The organism is Promicromonospora sukumoe (assembly GCF_014137995.1).
GTDB lineage: Bacteria > Actinomycetota > Actinomycetes > Actinomycetales > Cellulomonadaceae > Promicromonospora > Promicromonospora sukumoe.
The window spans coordinates 785,977-801,581 of the sequence record NZ_JACGWV010000003.1; the positions used below are offsets into that span (position 1 = coordinate 785,977).

Annotated in this window: 14 protein-coding genes; 5 read left to right on the forward strand and 9 right to left on the reverse strand. The window is 73.9% G+C overall.

What is annotated here, in order from left to right; all coding sequences use genetic code 11:
- Positions 1-12: 12 nt before the first annotated feature.
- The 3 genes from FHX71_RS27585 (at position 13) to FHX71_RS27595 (ending at position 3,461) form a co-directional block, all read left to right on the forward strand.
- Positions 13-2,025, forward strand: a complete 2,013-nt coding sequence (locus tag FHX71_RS27585) for a S9 family peptidase (protein ID WP_182620649.1) — start codon at positions 13-15, stop codon at positions 2,023-2,025.
- Positions 2,026-2,104: 79 nt separating this feature from the next.
- Positions 2,105-2,587, forward strand: a complete 483-nt coding sequence (locus tag FHX71_RS27590; protein WP_182620650.1) for a GNAT family N-acetyltransferase — start codon at positions 2,105-2,107, stop codon at positions 2,585-2,587.
- A 52-nt stretch (positions 2,588-2,639) separates the two neighbouring features.
- Positions 2,640-3,461: a class I SAM-dependent DNA methyltransferase gene (locus FHX71_RS27595; RefSeq protein WP_182620651.1), complete on the forward strand. Its 822-nt coding sequence runs from the start codon at positions 2,640-2,642 to the stop codon at positions 3,459-3,461.
- Between the two features lie 48 nt (positions 3,462-3,509).
- On the opposite strand, the gene FHX71_RS27600 is transcribed toward FHX71_RS27595, so the two are convergent.
- The 6 genes from FHX71_RS27600 to FHX71_RS27625 all read right to left on the reverse strand — a co-directional run bounded on the left by FHX71_RS27600 (position 3,510) and on the right by FHX71_RS27625 (position 10,482).
- On the reverse strand, positions 3,510-4,964 hold the full coding sequence (locus FHX71_RS27600; protein WP_182620652.1) for a sugar transferase: 1,455 nt from the start codon (positions 4,962-4,964) through the stop codon (positions 3,510-3,512).
- Between the two features lie 426 nt (positions 4,965-5,390).
- A complete protein-coding gene (locus tag FHX71_RS27605) occupies positions 5,391-6,023 on the reverse strand; it encodes an acyltransferase (RefSeq protein ID WP_182620653.1) in 633 nt (210 codons plus the stop codon).
- Positions 6,024-6,033: 10 nt separating this feature from the next.
- The gene (locus FHX71_RS27610; RefSeq protein ID WP_182620654.1) at positions 6,034-6,327 is read right to left on the reverse strand and encodes an acyl carrier protein; all 294 of its coding nucleotides are present in this window, start codon (positions 6,325-6,327) and stop codon (positions 6,034-6,036) included.
- A 109-nt stretch (positions 6,328-6,436) separates the two neighbouring features.
- A complete protein-coding gene (locus FHX71_RS27615) occupies positions 6,437-7,747 on the reverse strand; it encodes a pyridoxal-dependent decarboxylase, exosortase A system-associated (RefSeq protein WP_312877242.1) in 1,311 nt (436 codons plus the stop codon).
- Complete coding sequence (locus tag FHX71_RS27620; RefSeq protein ID WP_182620655.1) at positions 7,744-9,375, reverse strand: acyl-CoA ligase (AMP-forming), exosortase A system-associated; 1,632 nt, start codon at positions 9,373-9,375, stop codon at positions 7,744-7,746. Before FHX71_RS27620 ends, FHX71_RS27615 begins: the two co-directional genes overlap by 4 nt.
- Before the next feature lie 252 nt (positions 9,376-9,627).
- Positions 9,628-10,482 carry a hypothetical protein gene (locus tag FHX71_RS27625; protein ID WP_220490501.1) on the reverse strand — a complete coding sequence of 285 codons (855 nt, stop codon included), beginning with the start codon at positions 10,480-10,482 and terminating at the stop codon, positions 9,628-9,630.
- A gap of 174 nt (positions 10,483-10,656) precedes the next feature.
- Here FHX71_RS27625 and FHX71_RS27630 point away from each other — a divergent pair, with 174 nt between their 5' ends.
- Positions 10,657-11,922, forward strand: coding sequence for a glycosyltransferase family 4 protein (locus tag FHX71_RS27630; RefSeq protein WP_312877243.1), 1,266 nt, complete (start codon positions 10,657-10,659; stop codon positions 11,920-11,922).
- A 32-nt stretch (positions 11,923-11,954) separates the two neighbouring features.
- Positions 11,955-12,935 carry a hypothetical protein gene (locus tag FHX71_RS27635; RefSeq protein WP_182620656.1) on the forward strand — a complete coding sequence of 327 codons (981 nt, stop codon included), beginning with the start codon at positions 11,955-11,957 and terminating at the stop codon, positions 12,933-12,935.
- Between the two features lie 220 nt (positions 12,936-13,155).
- Here the strand turns inward: FHX71_RS27635 and FHX71_RS27640 are convergent, their stop codons facing one another.
- From FHX71_RS27640 to FHX71_RS27650, 3 genes are read right to left on the reverse strand one after another with little or no spacing between them, the layout of a single operon-like run.
- Positions 13,156-13,992, reverse strand: a complete 837-nt coding sequence (locus tag FHX71_RS27640) for a glycosyltransferase (protein ID WP_182620657.1) — start codon at positions 13,990-13,992, stop codon at positions 13,156-13,158.
- Entirely contained in the window at positions 13,989-14,888 is a 900-nt protein-coding gene (locus FHX71_RS27645) for a glycosyltransferase family 2 protein (protein ID WP_182620658.1), read from the reverse strand. Before FHX71_RS27645 ends, FHX71_RS27640 begins: the two co-directional genes overlap by 4 nt.
- Positions 14,888-15,541 (reverse strand): polysaccharide deacetylase family protein, encoded by a 654-nt coding sequence (locus tag FHX71_RS27650; RefSeq protein ID WP_182620659.1) that lies wholly within the window; start codon positions 15,539-15,541, stop codon positions 14,888-14,890. The genes FHX71_RS27645 and FHX71_RS27650 overlap by 1 nt, the downstream gene beginning before the upstream one ends.
- Positions 15,542-15,605 lie beyond the last annotated feature (64 nt).

Here is a 15,605-nt window from a genome sequence, read left to right on the forward strand (position 1 = left end):
AATGTCCGGGTCATGCAGGCAGCCGACCTTCCCCTGATCCGTACCGTCTCCCGGCCCGCCGTCCACCCGGACGGTACGTGGGCCGTCGTGTCGGTGACCCGCCCCGACCTGGAGGCGGACGCCGTCGTCGGGCAGCTCTGGCGGGTGCCCCTGGTCTCGACAAGCTCGACCAGCGAAGCGACGCCCACCCGCCTCACCCGCGGCTTCCGCGACACCGAGCCGCGCTTCTCGCCCGACGGCGCCCTGGTCGCCTTCCTGCGCGCCGCGCCGCAGGCCGCCCCGCAGCTCTGGGTGCTCCCGGTCGCGGGCGGCGAGGCCGTGCAGGTCACGGACCGCACGCTCGGCGTCAGCGGCTTCCGCTGGTCGCCCGACGGCAAGCGTCTGGCGTTCCTGAGCCGCGAGCCCGAGGCGGGCCGCTACGGCTCCGTCGAGGGCATCGCGCCCGCCGCCGAGGGCCCCCGCCGCATCACGGAGTGGAGCTGGACGCGCAACGGCCTGGGCTACCACCGCGACCGCCCGCAGCACGTCTATCTCGTCGACGTGCCCGACGTCGCGGCCGAGCCCGTGGTCCAGCCCGTCGCGACCGCGCAGGGCCCGGCCGAGCCCCGTCCCACCGTGCGCGAGCCGCGCCGCCTGACCACGGACGACGTCGACCACAGCGGGATCGCCTTCACGCCCGACGGCGCTTCGATCGCCGTGCTCGCCGAACGCGAGCAGGGCGCGGGCCAGGTGGGCCGCAGCATCCTTCGGGTGCTGCCCCTGGCCGCCGGGGCGGCGGGCGGCGGCTCCGAGGTCGAGCTCGGCACGCTCGGACCGCAGGCGGTCGCGTTCGGCCCGGGCGGCGAGCTGTACGTGCTCGCCCAGGACCACGGCCCCGACGGCAAGGACTTCGTGGCCCGCAACGCCGCGCTCTACGTGCTGTCCGCGTGGGCCGACCCGGCACCCCGTCGTCTGACCGACCCCGAGACGCAGGAGCTCGGCCACGAGCCCGTCCCGCTGGCCGACGGCGGCGTGCTGCTCGTGCTCGCGAGCCGCGGCACCCAGCAGGTGGTCCACGTCGCCGACGACGGCGTCACAACCCAGCTGACCAGCGGAGACGTGGTCGTCACGGACATCGGCGTCGGCGTCGGCGCCGGCGGCGGGACGATCGCCGTCTCGTACGGAGACCCGGGCAGTTACGGCGAGGTGGGCGTCGTCGCCGACGGCGCGATCCGGCGTCGGACGGACTTCTCCGCGCCGCTGCGCGCGGCCGGCGTCGTCACCCCCACGGAGCTGACGGTCACGGGCCGCGACGGGTACCCGGTGCACGGCTGGGTCGCGGTGCCCGAGGGGACCGGCACCCACCCGACCCTGCTGATGATCCACGGCGGCCCGTACTCGTCGTACGGCGTCGGGCTGTTCGACGAGACGCAGGTGCTGGTCGACGCCGGGTACGCCGTCGTCTACTGCAACCCGCGCGGCTCCGCGGGCTACGGGCAGGCGCACGGCCGCACGATCAAGCAGGCCATGGGCACCGTGGACCTGCACGACGTGCTCGACTTCCTGGACGGGGCGGTCGCCGCGGACGGGCGCCTGGACGGGTCGCGCGTGGGGGTGCTGGGCGGCTCGTACGGCGGGTACCTCACGGCCTGGACCATCGCGCACGACCACCGGTTCGCCGGGGCGGTCGTGGAGCGCGGGTTCCTCGACCCGGAGACGTTCTTCGGCACCAGCGACATCGGCTCGTTCTTCGGCCTGGAGTACGTGGGCGAGAAGCCCGAGCAGGTGGCCGCGCAGTCGCCGCAGGCCGTCGCCGGCCAGGTGACGACGCCCACGCTCGTGCTGCACTCCGAGCTGGACCTGCGCTGCCCGCTGTCTCAGGCGGAGCGCTACTACTCGACGCTCAAGGGGCACGGCGTGGAGACGGAGCTGGTGGTCTTCCCCGGGGAGAACCACGAGCTGTCCCGCTCCGGGCGCCCGCGCCACCGGCAGCAGCGGTTCGAGATCCTCCTCGACTGGTGGAAGCGGTACCTCCCGGTCGCCTAACGACGTGTCAGACGTACAGGTCCCTCGGGTGACCTGTATGTCTGACACGGGAGGGGCTTGGGCGTGCGAGGATCGATGCGTGCAGATCATCACCGCCCCGCTCGCCCAGCTCGACGTCGTCATCGCCTACGGGGTCTGGAAGCTGCGCCAGGACGTCTTCGTCGTCGAGCAGGACTGCCCGTACCACGACCTCGACGGGCGCGACGTCGAGCCGGGCGCCGTGCAGGTGGTCCTGCTGGCCGAGGCCGCACCCGACTCCGTGTCCGACGGCGGCACCCGCGTGCTCGGCACGGCCCGCGTGCTCGACGACGGCGACGTGTGGCGCATCGGCCGGGTCGCGCTGGCCAAGGAGGCGCGCGGCAAGGGCCTCTCCGACGAGGTCATGCGCGCCGCCCTGGCGTACATCGCCGACGCCGACGACACCCGGGACATCGTGCTGGACGCGCAGTCGCCCCTGACGGGCTGGTACGGCAAGCACGGGTTCGTGGCCGACGGCGCCGACTTCCTCGACGACGGCATCCCGCACACGCCGATGCGCCGCACGGTGCGCGCCACGGCCTGAGCCTCGGAAAAGAGGGTGAGCCGACGCCGCCGTCGGGCATAGCGTCGGGCGCGTGACCGACGACGCACACACCACGGACCTGCGTGCCCACCACCCCGGCGACGACCCCGCCGACGGCCAGTTCCCCGAGAGCGTGGCCGCCGGCTACGACGGCCCGGGCGGCGCGAACGACCCGGCGGTCGTGACGCCCGCCGTGGACCTGCTGGAACGGCTCGCGGACGGCGGGCCCGTGCTGGAGCTCGCCGTCGGCACCGGGCGGATCGCGGCGCCGCTGGCCGCCCGCGGCCTCCAGGTGGGCGGCATCGAGCTGAGCCGGGCCATGGCCGCGCGGATCGCCGGCAAGCCCGGCGGGGCCGACGTCGCCGTCACGGTCGGCGACATGACGTCCACCCGGTTCGACGGGTTCGACGGCGCCGTCGGGCCGGGGGACTTCTCGCTGGCCTACCTCGTGTTCAACACGATCAGCAACGTCACGTCCCAGGACGGGCAGGTCGACGTCTTCCGCAACGCCGCGGCGCACCTGCGGCCCGGCGGGCTGTTCCTGGTCGAGGTCGGCGTGCCCGGCCTGCGCCGGCTCCCGCCCGGGCAGGACACCGTGCCGTTCACCGTCGCGCCGGAGGCGGGGGACAGCGGCTACGTGGGCTTCGACCGGTACGACGTCGTCACGCAGCTCTTCACGTCGAACCACGTGACCGTGCGGCCCGACGGCACCGGCCAGTTCCGGGTGGCCCCGTTCCGGTACGCCTGGCCCGCCGAGATGGACCTCATGGCCCGGATCGCCGGGCTCCGCCTCCGGGACCGGTGGGCGGACTGGGACCGGTCGCCGTTCACCGCCGACTCCGAGAAGCACGTCTCCGTGTGGGAGAAGGCCTGAGGGCGGGCGGACCGGGCCGGGTAGGCGGCCGGGCCCGCCCGCCCGGTCTCAGTAGGCCCCGCGGCCCGACACGACGGCGCGGGCCGTCTGCCCGAGGATGGCGAGGTCCTGCAGCGGCGTCCAGTTCTCCGCGTAGTACACGTCGAGCCGGACGGCCTCCTCCCAGGGCAGGTCGGAGCGGCCGGAGACCTGCCACATGCCCGTCATCCCGGGCTTGACCAGCAGGCGCCGCCGCATGCGCTCCTCGTACGCCGCCACCTCGTGCGGCAGGGCCGGCCGGGGGCCCACGAGGCTCATGTGGCCGCCGAGGACGTTGAGGAGCTGGGGCAGCTCGTCGAGCGAGTACCGCCGCAGCACGCGGCCCACGCGGGTGATGCGCGGGTCGGTGCGCATCTTGAACAGGGGTCCGGCCCCGTCGTTGTCCTCGGTCAGCGCCTTCACCTCACGGTCGGCGCCGACCCGCATGGTGCGGAACTTGAACATCCGGAAGATCTTGCCGTCCCGGCCCACCCGCTCCGACAGGTAGAACAGCGGGCCCTGGCTGGTCAGCGCGACCGCCAGCCCCACGCCGAGCAGCACCGGCGACGCGAGCAGGGTCAGCACGGCGGCCAGCACCCAGTCCATGGCCTGCTTCACGCGGAACTTGCTCCCCCGGAACCGGGGCGCGGCCACGTGCAGCAGCGAGAGACCCGCCGCGGGGGCGACGCTGACGCGCGCCGGGGCGACGTCGGCCAGCTCCGTGGTGAGCATCAGGTCGACGCCGACCCGCTCGAGCTGCCAGCCGAGCTGGCGCACGACCTCCGTCGTGATGCTGCCGGACGCGCTCACCGCCACGGCGCTCGCGCGGACCAGGGCCGCTGCCTCGCCCACCCGGGACAGGTCGCCGAGCACGGGCACGCCGCCCACCTCGTCGCCGGGCAGACCGTCCAGCGGCGGGGTCTCGCCGGGGGCGGTCTCGCCCGCCGGCGTCTCGTCGGACGGCAGGCAGGCGCCCACCACCACGAACCCCCGGTACGGGGCGTCGTTGAGCCGGCGGATGACCCGCTCGGCGTGCTCGCGGTGCCCGGCCACCAGGACCGGCGTCATGCAGCCCGTGCCGCGCCGCCGCGTGCGCGCCACCCACTGGCGCCAGGCGTACCGCGAGCCGATCAGCCCGACGAGCCCGAGCGGCAGCGCGACGGCCAGCGCGAGAACGTCGCGTGGCCCGACGGACGCGGTGAGCCAGGCCACCACGACGAGGAGGCTCATCGACGTCCAGGTGGCGCCGACGATGCGCCGGTACTCCGTGTGGTCGCGGCCCACGACGCGCAGGTCGTAGGAGCTGCGCGCGGTCAGCGCCGCGATCCAGACCACCGCGACCAGCGCCGGCGCGACGGCCGACCAGAGCGGTCCGGGATGGCCGGGGGTGCCGGCCAGCAGGGTCGCGTCGAGCACGTACGCGAGGACCGCCGAGGCGATCACGACGGCCGTGTCGGTGAAGCGCAGCCGGGCGCGGTAACGCACCTGCCACTCAGGATGAGCGCGCCTCGCGCGGACGTCGTGAAAACCACGCGACGCCGCATTCTTCACCCGTCTCTCGGGGGTTCGAGGGCGAATTTCGAAACCGCCACCTATTGTCTGGCTCGCCACGTCGAATCCTTCCTTACCTCTTGCCAAGGATGAGTTTTCGGGCGCATTCGATCGTGACGCGTCGACGCGCTCTGGTGGAGCCGGGGGTGGTGGTCCGGGCCTTGCTACAGCAGCCACGGGGCGTTGTGTGTGCCCGGTTCTCGGTGCTATTTCCTCAACTCGATAATATGAGGAGCGATGCTTTCTGTCGTGCGCCGGGTGCCCCTTTCACCCAAGCCTTCACCCGCGACCTCACCCTTCTCAAGGAATGGGTGAGGAAAAGCGGACGGCGCGCGTCGGAAAGAAATAACGGAACGTGGTTCAGCGAGGAAAAGACGCGTTCGACGCGGCCTCGGTGAGCACGCCGTCCGCCTCGGTGAACTCGTCACCGGTGACCGGACATCGCCAGCCGTCGCCCTCGGTCCGCTCCAGCGGGACGCCGGCCCGGCCGACCCAGCGGATGCGCCGGGCCGGGACGCCGGCGACGAGCGCGAAGTCCGGCACGTCGGCGGTCACGACGGCGCCCGCCGCGACGGTCGCCCACCGGCCGATCGTCACCGGGGCCACGCAGACCGCCCGGGCGCCGACGGCGGCACCGGTGCGGATCGTGACGCCCACGGCCTCCCAGTCGTCGCCGGTCTTGACGGTCCCGTCCGGGGTCACCGCGCGCGGGTAGAGATCGTTGGTGAGCACGGCGGCGGGGCCGACGAAGACACCGTCCTCCAGCACCGCCGGCTCGTAGACCAGGGCGTAGTTCTGCAGCTTGCAGCCGTCACCCAGGTGTACGCCGGGCCCGACGTAGGCGCCCCGTCCCACGATGCAGCCGGACCCCACGACGGCGTCCTCGCGCACCTGGGCCAGGTGCCAGATGGTGGTGCCGTCGCCGATCGTCGCGCGCTCGTCGACGTCCGCGGAGTCCAGGACCCGCGCCGCCCCCTGCTCACCGGTGCTCATGGTGTCCCCGTCACCGAGCCCGCTCGCTGACGAACGCGTGCAGGCTGCCCGCGGTCTCCAGCAGGCCGCCGGCGAGCTCGTCGTCCTCGACCGTGATGCCGAACCGGTCCTCGAGGGCGGTCACGAGCTCCAGGACGGCGAGCGAGTCGAGCTCGGGCACGTCGCCGAAGAGGGGGGTGGCGGCGTCGAACGTGCGCACCCGGTCCTCGATGCCGAGCACCCTGCCGAGCACCTCGAGCACGTCGGCGAGGGCCACGCCGCTCGTGGTGGTGCCCGCGGGGCTGTCTGTCACGTCGCTGGTCATGAGGGTCTCCTGTCGTGGCTTCACACTGTGTCTTTGTGGTGTGAGACTGCGGTTCCGCTACGGGCGGGTGCCTCGTTCCTCGGCCCCCACCCTTCGCTGCACCTCCGCCTCACACCAGTACTTCGGCGGGCGCCGGGTGGCCCAGGAAGGCGGTCGGGCTGGCCGTGAGGCCGTAGGCCCCCGCCTGCAGCACGACCACCAGGTCGTCGGGCTCGGCCCGGGGCAGGGGCACGTCGTCGGCCAGCAGGTCGAGCGGGGTGCAGAGGCAGCCGACGACGGTCGCCTGCTCGACGTCGGACGACGCCATCCGGTTGCCGACGAGCACCGGGTAGTTGCGCCGGATCACCTGGCCGAGGTTCCCGGAGGCGGCGAGCTGGTGGTGCATGCCGCCGTCGACCACCAGGTAGGTGCGGCCGCGGGAGACCTTGCGGTCGATGACGCGGGTCACGTAGCTGCCCGCCTCGCCGACGAGGTAGCGGCCCAGCTCGATGTGCACGTCGGCCTCGGGCAGCGCCGGGGCGATCTGGTCGGCGACGACGGCCGCGAGGCTCTCGCCGACGCGGGCCAGGTCCACCGGCCGGTCCTTGGGGAAGTACGGGATGCCCAGGCCGCCGCCCAGGTTCACGTACCGCACCGGGGCGGGCGCGTGCTCGGCGAGCGCGACGACGAGGTCGGCCGTGGCGCGCTGCGCGCCCGCGATCAGCTCCGCGTCGAGGTTCTGCGAGCCGGCGAAGATGTGGAACCCGGTCACGTCCGCGCCCGTGGTGCCCAGGTAGGACAGCAGGTCGGGGACCTGCTCGGCGTCGACGCCGAACTGCTGCGGGCCGCCGGACATGCGCATGCCCGAGCCGCGCACTGCGAAGTCCGGGTTGACGCGGATCGCCACGCGCGGGACGACGCCGAGTGCCTCGCCGGCCGCGACGACGCGGCGGGCCTCGGTGTACGACTCGAGCTCGATCAGCACGCCTGCGGCGACCGCCGACCGGATCTCCGCCGGCGTCTTGCCGGGGCCGGCGAAGCTGATCCGGCCCGGGTCCGTCCCGGTGTCCAGGGCGGTGTGCATCTCGTGCGCGGAGGCGACGTCGAGCGCGTCCACCAGCCCGGACAGGTGCTGCACGACGGCGGGCATCGGGTTGGCCTTGACGGCGTACCCGAGCCGGACGGCGTCACCGAGCGCGGCCTTGACCTCGCGGACCCGGTCGGTGATGCGCTGCCGGTCGTAGGCGAAGAAGGGCGTGGACCCCACGCGGGCGGCGAGGCGCTCGAGCGGGACGCCGCCCACGAGGATCTCGTCGCCGGACACGGGCATCGCGGCGACGGCCGGGTGCGGGGTGGGTGTTGCCGGGGCGGGGGCCGCGGGGCTCGCCGGGGCGGGCGCCGTGGCGCCGACGGGGGCCTCGGCCAGGGGCTGGGCGGTCACTGGGACACCTCCGCGACCAGCTCCGCGCGGATGGCGGGGCGGTCGAGCTTTCCGTTGGGGTTGCGGGGGAACGCGGCGGCGACGTGGACCTGTGCCGGCAGCATGAAGGTGGGCAGGGTCTGCCGCATCTCCTTGAGCAGCCGGTCGGTGTCGACCGCCTCGGGGGCCAGGACGGCGAGCTCGATCCGCTGCCCCAGGCGCTCGTCCGGCACGCCGATCGCGACGGCCTCGCGCACCAGGCCGGAGGCCAGGGCGGCCTCCTCCACCTCGGTGGGGCTGACGCGGTACCCGGAGGTCTTGATCATCTCGTCCTCGCGGCCCACGAAGTACAGGTAGCCGTCGGCGTCGCGCACCACGGTGTCGCCCGACCACACGGCGGGCTCCGGCACGGCACGCCACGGCTCGTCGTAGCCCGGCACGGGGCGGAACCGTGCCGCCGTCCGCTCCGGGTCGTTCCAGTAGCCGAGCGCGACGAGGCTGCCGCGGTGCACCAGCTCGCCGGGCTCGTCGGGCGCGCACGGGGTGCCGTCCGGGCGCAGCACCAGCACCTCGGCGTTCGGGATCGCCCTGCCGATCGAGCCGGGGCGCGCGTCCACCTGCGCGGGGTCCAGGTAGGTGGACCGGAACGACTCGGTCAGCCCGTACATCAGGTACGGCGCGGCCGTGGGGAACAGCTCGCGCAGCTCGCCCAGGAGCGCGCCCGACATGCGGCCGCCGGTGTTGGCGAAGTACCGCAGCGCGAACCGGGCGCCGGACGGCCACTCGACCGAGGCGAGCTGGGTCCACAGCGGCGGCACACCCGTGATGCCGGTGACGCCGTACTTCTCGCACGCGGCGGTGACGTTCCGGGGGAGCAGGTAGTCGAGCAGCACCGCGTGGGCGCCGACGGCGAACGCGGTGGTGAGCTGGCTCAGCCCGGCGTCGAAGCTCAGCGGCAGGACCGCCAGGAGCACGTCGTCGGCCGTGTTGTGCAGGTAGCCCGAGACGCTCGTGGCGCCCACGACCAGGTTGCGGTGCGACAGGACGACGCCCTTCGGGGCGCCGGTGCTGCCGGACGTGTACAGGATCGCGGCGATGTCGGTGTCGGGGCCGTCGTGCAGCTCGGGGGCGGCCGCCGGGGCCTCGTCGTCGGACGCCGTGCCGCCGGGCGCCTCGCCGTCGGCGACGTCGTTCCAGCGCCGCACCTCCAGGCCGGGTACCTGGGGCAGGTCGTCCGCGGCGCCGCCGTCGGGCTGGTCGACGAGCAGCACCGTGACCAGCCCGGTGTCGCCGAGGTGGTCGCGGACGGCGCTCAGCCGACCCGTGGAGGTGACCAGCACGCGCGCGCCGGAGTCGCGCACGACGTGGGCGACCTGCTTGCCCTTCAGCAGCGGGTTGACGGGGACGAAGACGCCGCCGGCCACGGAGGTGCCCCACAGGGCCTCGACCGTCTCGAACCGCTTCTCCAGGAAGACCGCCACCCGGTCGTGCCGCGCCACGCCGAGCCCGGCGAGGCGGACGCCGGCCCGCCGCACGGCGCGCCACAGCTCCGCGTACGTCAGGGTCGCGTCGCGGGCCGACAGCGCGGGGGCGTCCGGCCGCAGGCGCGCCTGATGCTCCAGATGCTGATGGATGGTGGTCACGAACATCACGGTAAAGCGCGCACGATCATTTTCGGCAGGCCAGGCGAGGGTGAATAGGGCCGAAAAGCGGGTGAACCGCGGGAGAGGTGAAAAAGGCGAGGTCACAACGCGTGTGCAGTGTTATGTCAATCACATCCACGAGGCGCAGGAGGTGAATTACCGTGCATGGACCCGATGTCATCCCCTGTTCAAGGAAAGCAAATGGTGAATTAGGCCCCGCCGTGCCCTTTTCACCTCGCGGGATTCACCCGGCCGGATTCACCACGGCACCTGGGTGAGCTCGCTGTAGAGGTAGGACACCGTCTCCGGCGGCTCGCCGGTCCGGCTCAGGTACATCGTCGGCCGCTGCGCCGGCAGGGGCACCGAGTGCCACGGCCGGGGGCCGCTGACGCGGGTCTGCAGCAGGGTGAACGGCAGCCCGTGGGCGAGCAGCACGTGCCGGTAGACCGCGGGCGCGGCGGCGCGGAACAGGTCGCGGTCGCTCACGTGCAGCACCGAGGCGAACAGCCGCACCCGCTTGCGGCGCACGGCGCGGAACACCACCCAGCACGGCCGCCCGTCGACGACCGCGACGACGTGCCGGGCGGCGGCGGAGTCGGCGTGGTCCCGGTAAGCGGCCAGGTCAGCGCCGCTGAGCACGGCCTCGATGTCGGCGCGCCCGGTCAGCAGGCGTACGCCCGGCGTGGGCAGCGGGAGGTTCGCCACCAGGGCGCCCGAGGTGTCGAGGTGGTGGAACCCGAGCCGCTCGTTCAGGGGGATCACGGTGCCGCTCGGGGACAGGTCGGTGAGCTCCCGGTCGCGCTGGGCGAGCATCGCGCGCAGCAGCCGGAGCGAGTGGTGCCGGAACTCGTCGAGCACGCACCACGCCGCGACGTTGCACACGGCGCGCCCCTCGGTCTCCGAGTACAGGGCGGCGTAGACGCCCACGACGGTGCCCTCGGACTCCAGCAGGAACCCGTGGTCGGGATGGCTCGTGGTCCACGTGGGGCGCAGCGAGCGCGCCCATTGCCCGGGCGTCAGGGTGCTGTCCAGGTGCACGCTGAGAAATTCGCCCACACGCGGCAGGTCACCTGTCGTGACGGGGGCGAGACTGACCTCTTTCGAATGTGCCACGTCGGTGAGTATGACCCCGGAAATAGTCGCCGTCCGGGGTGGGGCGGGGTGAAAGGAACAACGCGCGTCAATTTCATCCGGTGATTTGCGTAAGCGTGCCGCGAGGCATTTATCACCCCAGCGTTCACCCGGGAGGCGCGTGCTTCTGCGGACGCCAGCCGTCACTATCGGGGTGTGGTCGTCTTTGATGGAGCCGGGTCCGCCCGCAGGGCCCACGTGCTGCTCGTCGCACCCGCGTGCGACGGCAACGACGTGGGCGAGTCGTGGCTCGCACACCAGTGGGCGGAGCGCCTGTCGCGGCGGTTCGAGGTGACCCTGCTGTCCACCTGGAAGAAGGGCCACGTGCCGCCGTCCCGGCAGCTGCCCGGGGTGCGGGTCGTGGAGTGGCCCGAGCCGCCGCTCGTGCACCGCGCCGAGCGGCTGAACAGCCTGCTCCAGCCGGCGTACGTCCCGTTCTACGCGCGGGCCCGGCGGTGGGTCCGCGCGCGCCTCGCGGAGGGCGAGCGGTTCGACGTCGCGCACCAGGCGACGCCCGTGGCGCTGCGCTACCCGTCGCCCGTCGTCGGCCTGGGCATCCCGCTCGTGATCGGTCCGGTGGGCGGCAGCCTGGAGTCGCCGCCCGCGTTCGCCGCCGAGGAGGCGGCCACGCCCTGGTACCAGCAGCTCCGCCGGCTCGACCGGGTGCGGCTGCGGCGCGACCCGTTGCTGCGCTCCACCTACGAGCAGGCCGACTGCGTGGTGGGCATCGCGCCCTACGTGCGCGAGCTCCTGGGCGACCTGCGGCTGCGCCGGTTCGAGACGATCGGCGACGTGTCCGTCGACGCCGTGCGGCCCGCCGTCGACCGCACGGGGCGTCCCGGGCCGGTCCGGCTGCTGCACGTCGGGCGGCTGGTGCGCACCAAGGGCGCCCGGGACGCGATCCGCGCCATGGCCGAGCTGCGCGACCTGCCCGTGGTGCTCGACGTCGTCGGCGACGGCAACGACCGCCAGGCCTGCGACGACCTCGTGCGCGAGCTCGGGCTCGCCGACCGGGTGACGGTGCACGGCGCCGTGCCGCGCGCCGAGGTCGACGGGTTCTACGAGCGCGCCGACGTCTTCGTCTTCCCCAGCTACCGGGAGCCGGGCGGCGCCGTCGTGCTGGAGGCGATGGCGTACGGGCTGCCGCTCGTCGTCTGCGATCGGGGCGGCCCGGGCGCCAACGTGTCGGACGAGTGCGCCGTCCGGGTGCCCGCACTGTCCCCGGACCAGCTCGCCCGCGACGTGGCCGCGGCGGTCCGCCGCCTGGTCACCGCCCCGGACCAGCGCCTCAAGATGGGGGAGGCCGCGCGCGAGCACGTGGCCGCCACCCACCTGTGGGAGCGCAAGGTCGACCGCATGGTGGAGCTGTACGAGCAGGTCGCGGCGACGCGGCTCACCTCGGGATCACAGGCGTCCGGATGAGCGAGAACGACCGGCGTGTGAGGATGACCGGCATGGGCACCTCGTCGTGGCGGTCACCGCTCCGCTGGGCCGTCGGCGCGCTGTTCGCCGCCGCGCTGACCACCGTCGCCACCACCGCTCCGGGCACCGACCCGGCCGGCTCGGGCGCCTCCGCGCCCGCCGAGAGCCCGGTGTCCACCGAGGCGCCGTCGCCGCCCGCGAGCGTGGTCGAGAAGGGCGAGGCCCTGGAGTTCCCGACGCCGGCGACCGCGGGCCTGCCCGAGGGCTGGAAGCCCAAGGAGACCCACACTGGCGACCTGTTCATCCGCGAGGCCGGGACCGTCGTCAGCGACCTGCGGATCACGGACGGCGTCATCTACGTCGAGGCCGACAACGTGACGCTGCGTCGCGTCCAGGCCCTCGGGTCGCGGGTCGTCAACGACGCGACCCCGGGGGTGTGCGGGTCCGGGATGGTGGTCGAGCAGTCCGAGTTCCTGCGCAGCTCGGTGCAGACCCGCGACACCGACCAGCCGATCATCGGGAACGGCGGGTTCACCGTGCGCGACGTGGTGATCGACGAGCTGCCCGAGGGCATCCGGGTCGGCGCCAAGGAGTGCGGCGACGTCGTCGTCGAGGACACGTACGTCAAGATCGTCCCGCCCGACGTGTGCGAGGACTGGCACGGCGACGGCATCCAGGGCTACGGCGGTGGCAGCGTGACCGTCCGGAACGTCCGGATCATCATGGAGGAGGCCCCCGACTGCTACGGGACCGCGCCGTTCTTCTACCCGAGCGGCCAGGGCAACACGTCGCTGACCGTCGACGGGCTGCTGGTCGAGGGCGGCGGCTACGCGTTCCGCGCGGGCACCCCGGGCAGCGTGCGCAACCTCCAGATCGTGCAGGACGCCTGGGGCTACGGCCCGGTCGACGTCCTGTGCGGGGCCCTCACCGAGTGGCAGGCGAACACCGTGACGGTCGGCAGCAGCGGCACGCGGCCGGGCGACCCGATCGAGTGCGCGGGCAGCGGCAACTGACGTCCGCTGATCGAGGCCTGCCGTACGGCGTCGTCCGCTCTGCCCCGATCTGTCCCCAACGCCCTGGGTGACGATCTCCTTCGAGGCCTAAGTTTCTTCGCTTTGGGCCGCCCCAAAGCGAAGAAACTTAGGTCTCAAAGGAGAGGGCGGCAGCCGCCCTGAGGCGTGCAGCGGAGGGCGGCAGTCGGCCTCAGGCGCGAGGGGACCAGGCAGCCGCCCCTCACGCCCGCGAGCTGGCGTCGCGTTCCCAGGTCGTGAAGTCGCCCGCGCGCACCGCGGCGCGCGAGCGCAGCCGCCCCGCGAGCACGACGCCGGCGAACACCGGCACCTTGGGCGCCAGCGCCGGGCGCTCCCGGACGACCCGCCAGAGGTCGCCGAGCGACGTCCGCGCCTCCGCCCCGCGCAGGCCCGCGCGGTCGGCCTGGACGTTGCCGGTCGTCACGCGCGCCCGGCGCCGGACGAGGTCGCCCAGGGTGCGGGCGGGGTGCACGACGACGGCGACGTCCGGCACGACGACGCGCTCGGCGGGGGCGAACGCCTCCGAGAGCACGAGGTCGTCCGCCATCACCGGCGGCAGGGCGGCGACCCGCGCGGCGGCGTCCCGCGACACGGCCAGCACCCCGCGCCCGAACAGCCCGGACCGCACGGTCGGCAGCGCCTCCCACACGTCGTAGTACCAGCGGGCGAGCGGCGTCACCCCGGTACGGGGCAGGGTGCGCGACGGCGCCGCCACGGCGGCATCCCCTGGCCCGACGGCGGCCGCGAGCCGGGCCACGCCGTCGGCGGAGATCTCGACGTCGGCGTCCAGGTACACGCGGGGGAACGTCACGGCCACGTCGTCTGCGGCGCGCAGCGCGCGGGCCTTGGACGGCTCGGGCAGGTCCAGGACCGTCACGGGGTACCGCGCGGCCACGGCCGCCGTCCCGTCCGTGCACCCGTTGCACGCGACCACGACCTCCAGCAGCCCGGGGGTGGCGCACAGCGCGTCGAGCAGGCGGCCGATCGTGCGCTCCTCGTCGTGCGCGGGCACGACGACGGACGCGACGGGCCCGCTCATCGGGGCAGCACCGCGTCGCTCGCGCCGAGCGCCGCCGGCCGCAGGGAGGGCCGGACCAGCGCCCGCAGGGTGGGCCACGACGCGCGGTGCCCCAGGAGGGCCCGCCGGAGCTCCACGAGCAGGGTCACGCCGTAGTACGTCCAGGCCGCCGGGGTGCCGCGGCGGCGCCGGATCAGGCGCACGCGGTTGAGCATCTGCATGGTGTGCGTCGCGTGGCTGGTGCCCGACCCGCCGCCCACGTGCATGCCGCCGGCGTCCGGCGCGTACACCGACAGCCAGCCGCGGTCCCGGGCGCGCAGCGCGAAGTCCGTCTCCTCGGAGTAGAGGAAGTACGTCTCGTCGAACCCGCCGAGCGCGTCGAAGCACTCCCGGTCCACGAGCCAGATGGCGCCGACGGCCCAGTCCACCGGGTGCTCCGTGACGTAGGCGCGCGGGTCCTCGATCCGCTCCGCGAGCAGCGGCAGGCCCGTGAAGCTCAGGCCGCCGGCCCGGGCCAGGGTCGGCTCCCGGCGCAGCGTCGGGGACAGGCTCCCGTCGGCCTCGCGGGTGCGCGGCGCCACGATGCCGACCCCCGGCCGGCGCAGCACCGACAGCATCCGCGGCACCGACTCGGCGTCGAGCTCCACGTCCGGGTTGAGCACCAGGATCTCCGCGGCCTCCGGGGAGTGCCGCACCGCCCGGTTCATCCCCGCGCCGTAGCCGTCGTTCACGCTCTCCACGACGGTGCAGTCGCCGCGCCGGCGCAGCAGCGCCAGCGTGTCGTCCGTGGACCCGTTGTCCACCACCACGGTCGTGTACGGCACGTCGCCGAAGGCCGCGGGCAGGCTGTCCAGGAGGGCGTCGACGTGCTGGGCGCTGTTGTAGGTCACGACGACCGCCGCCACCTCGGCCCCCATCAGCGCAGCCCCTTGACGAAGGTCCGGGCCCGGTCCGCGGCGCGCACCGTGTAGCGGTCGCCGTGCCGGAGCCAGACGGCGACGTCGTCGGCCGTGTCGTTCGCGCGGAGGCTGAACCGGGCCTGCCGCCAGGAGTCCGGCCGGGCCAGCGCGCGGTCGCTGGTGTAGACACGCGTGTAGCGCAGCCTGCGCAGCGCGGCCAGGGTGGTCCGGTCGTAGCGGCCCAGCGGGCACGCGGCGGTGGTCACCGGCTCGTCCAGCACCTCCTCCAGCCGCTCCCGCGCCTCGACGAGCTCTTCGTGCACCTGGTCCGGGGTCAGCCGGCGCCACACCCGGTGGTGCATGCCGTGCGACCCGACGCCCATCCCCGACCGGCGCAGCGCGCGCACGTCGCCGGCGGACAGCGAGCCCGGCTGCCCGAGCCGGCCGGCGATCACGAAGAAGTCGGCGGCGCGCCCGCGCTCGACCAGCTCGGGGAGCGCCACCGTCAGGTCGGATGTGTTGCCGTCGTCGAAGCTGAGCCGCACGTCCGGCCGGACGGCCACCAGGTCGAGGACGCGCCGGAACGTGTCGGCGTCGACCCAGTAGGCGGCCTCCTCGGCCGGGACGTCGTCCGGCGGCGTCCCGATGCCGTGAAAGCAGAGATTGATCATTTGTTTATCGTGAACGACGGGCCGGGGCCGTGGAATGTATTACCGGGTGATTCTCCGGGTGATT

What these genes read in the sequence shown, in the direction of transcription:
- FHX71_RS27610 (WP_182620654.1), bottom strand. Translation starts at nt 6,327, where the DNA reads ATGACCAGCGACGTGACAGACAGCCCCGCGGGCACCACCACGAGCGGC.
- FHX71_RS27620 (WP_182620655.1), bottom strand. Translation starts at nt 9,375, where the DNA reads ATGTTCGTGACCACCATCCATCAGCATCTGGAGCATCAGGCGCGCCTG.
- FHX71_RS27645 (WP_182620658.1), bottom strand. Translation starts at nt 14,888, where the DNA reads ATGGGGGCCGAGGTGGCGGCGGTCGTCGTGACCTACAACAGCGCCCAG.
- FHX71_RS27635 (WP_182620656.1), top strand. Translation starts at nt 11,955, where the DNA reads ATGGGCACCTCGTCGTGGCGGTCACCGCTCCGCTGGGCCGTCGGCGCG.
- FHX71_RS27640 (WP_182620657.1), bottom strand. Translation starts at nt 13,992, where the DNA reads ATGAGCGGGCCCGTCGCGTCCGTCGTCGTGCCCGCGCACGACGAGGAG.
- FHX71_RS27605 (WP_182620653.1), bottom strand. Translation starts at nt 6,023, where the DNA reads ATGAGCACCGGTGAGCAGGGGGCGGCGCGGGTCCTGGACTCCGCGGAC.
- FHX71_RS27585 (WP_182620649.1), top strand. Translation starts at nt 13, where the DNA reads ATGCAGGCAGCCGACCTTCCCCTGATCCGTACCGTCTCCCGGCCCGCC.
- FHX71_RS27650 (WP_182620659.1), bottom strand. Translation starts at nt 15,541, where the DNA reads ATGATCAATCTCTGCTTTCACGGCATCGGGACGCCGCCGGACGACGTC.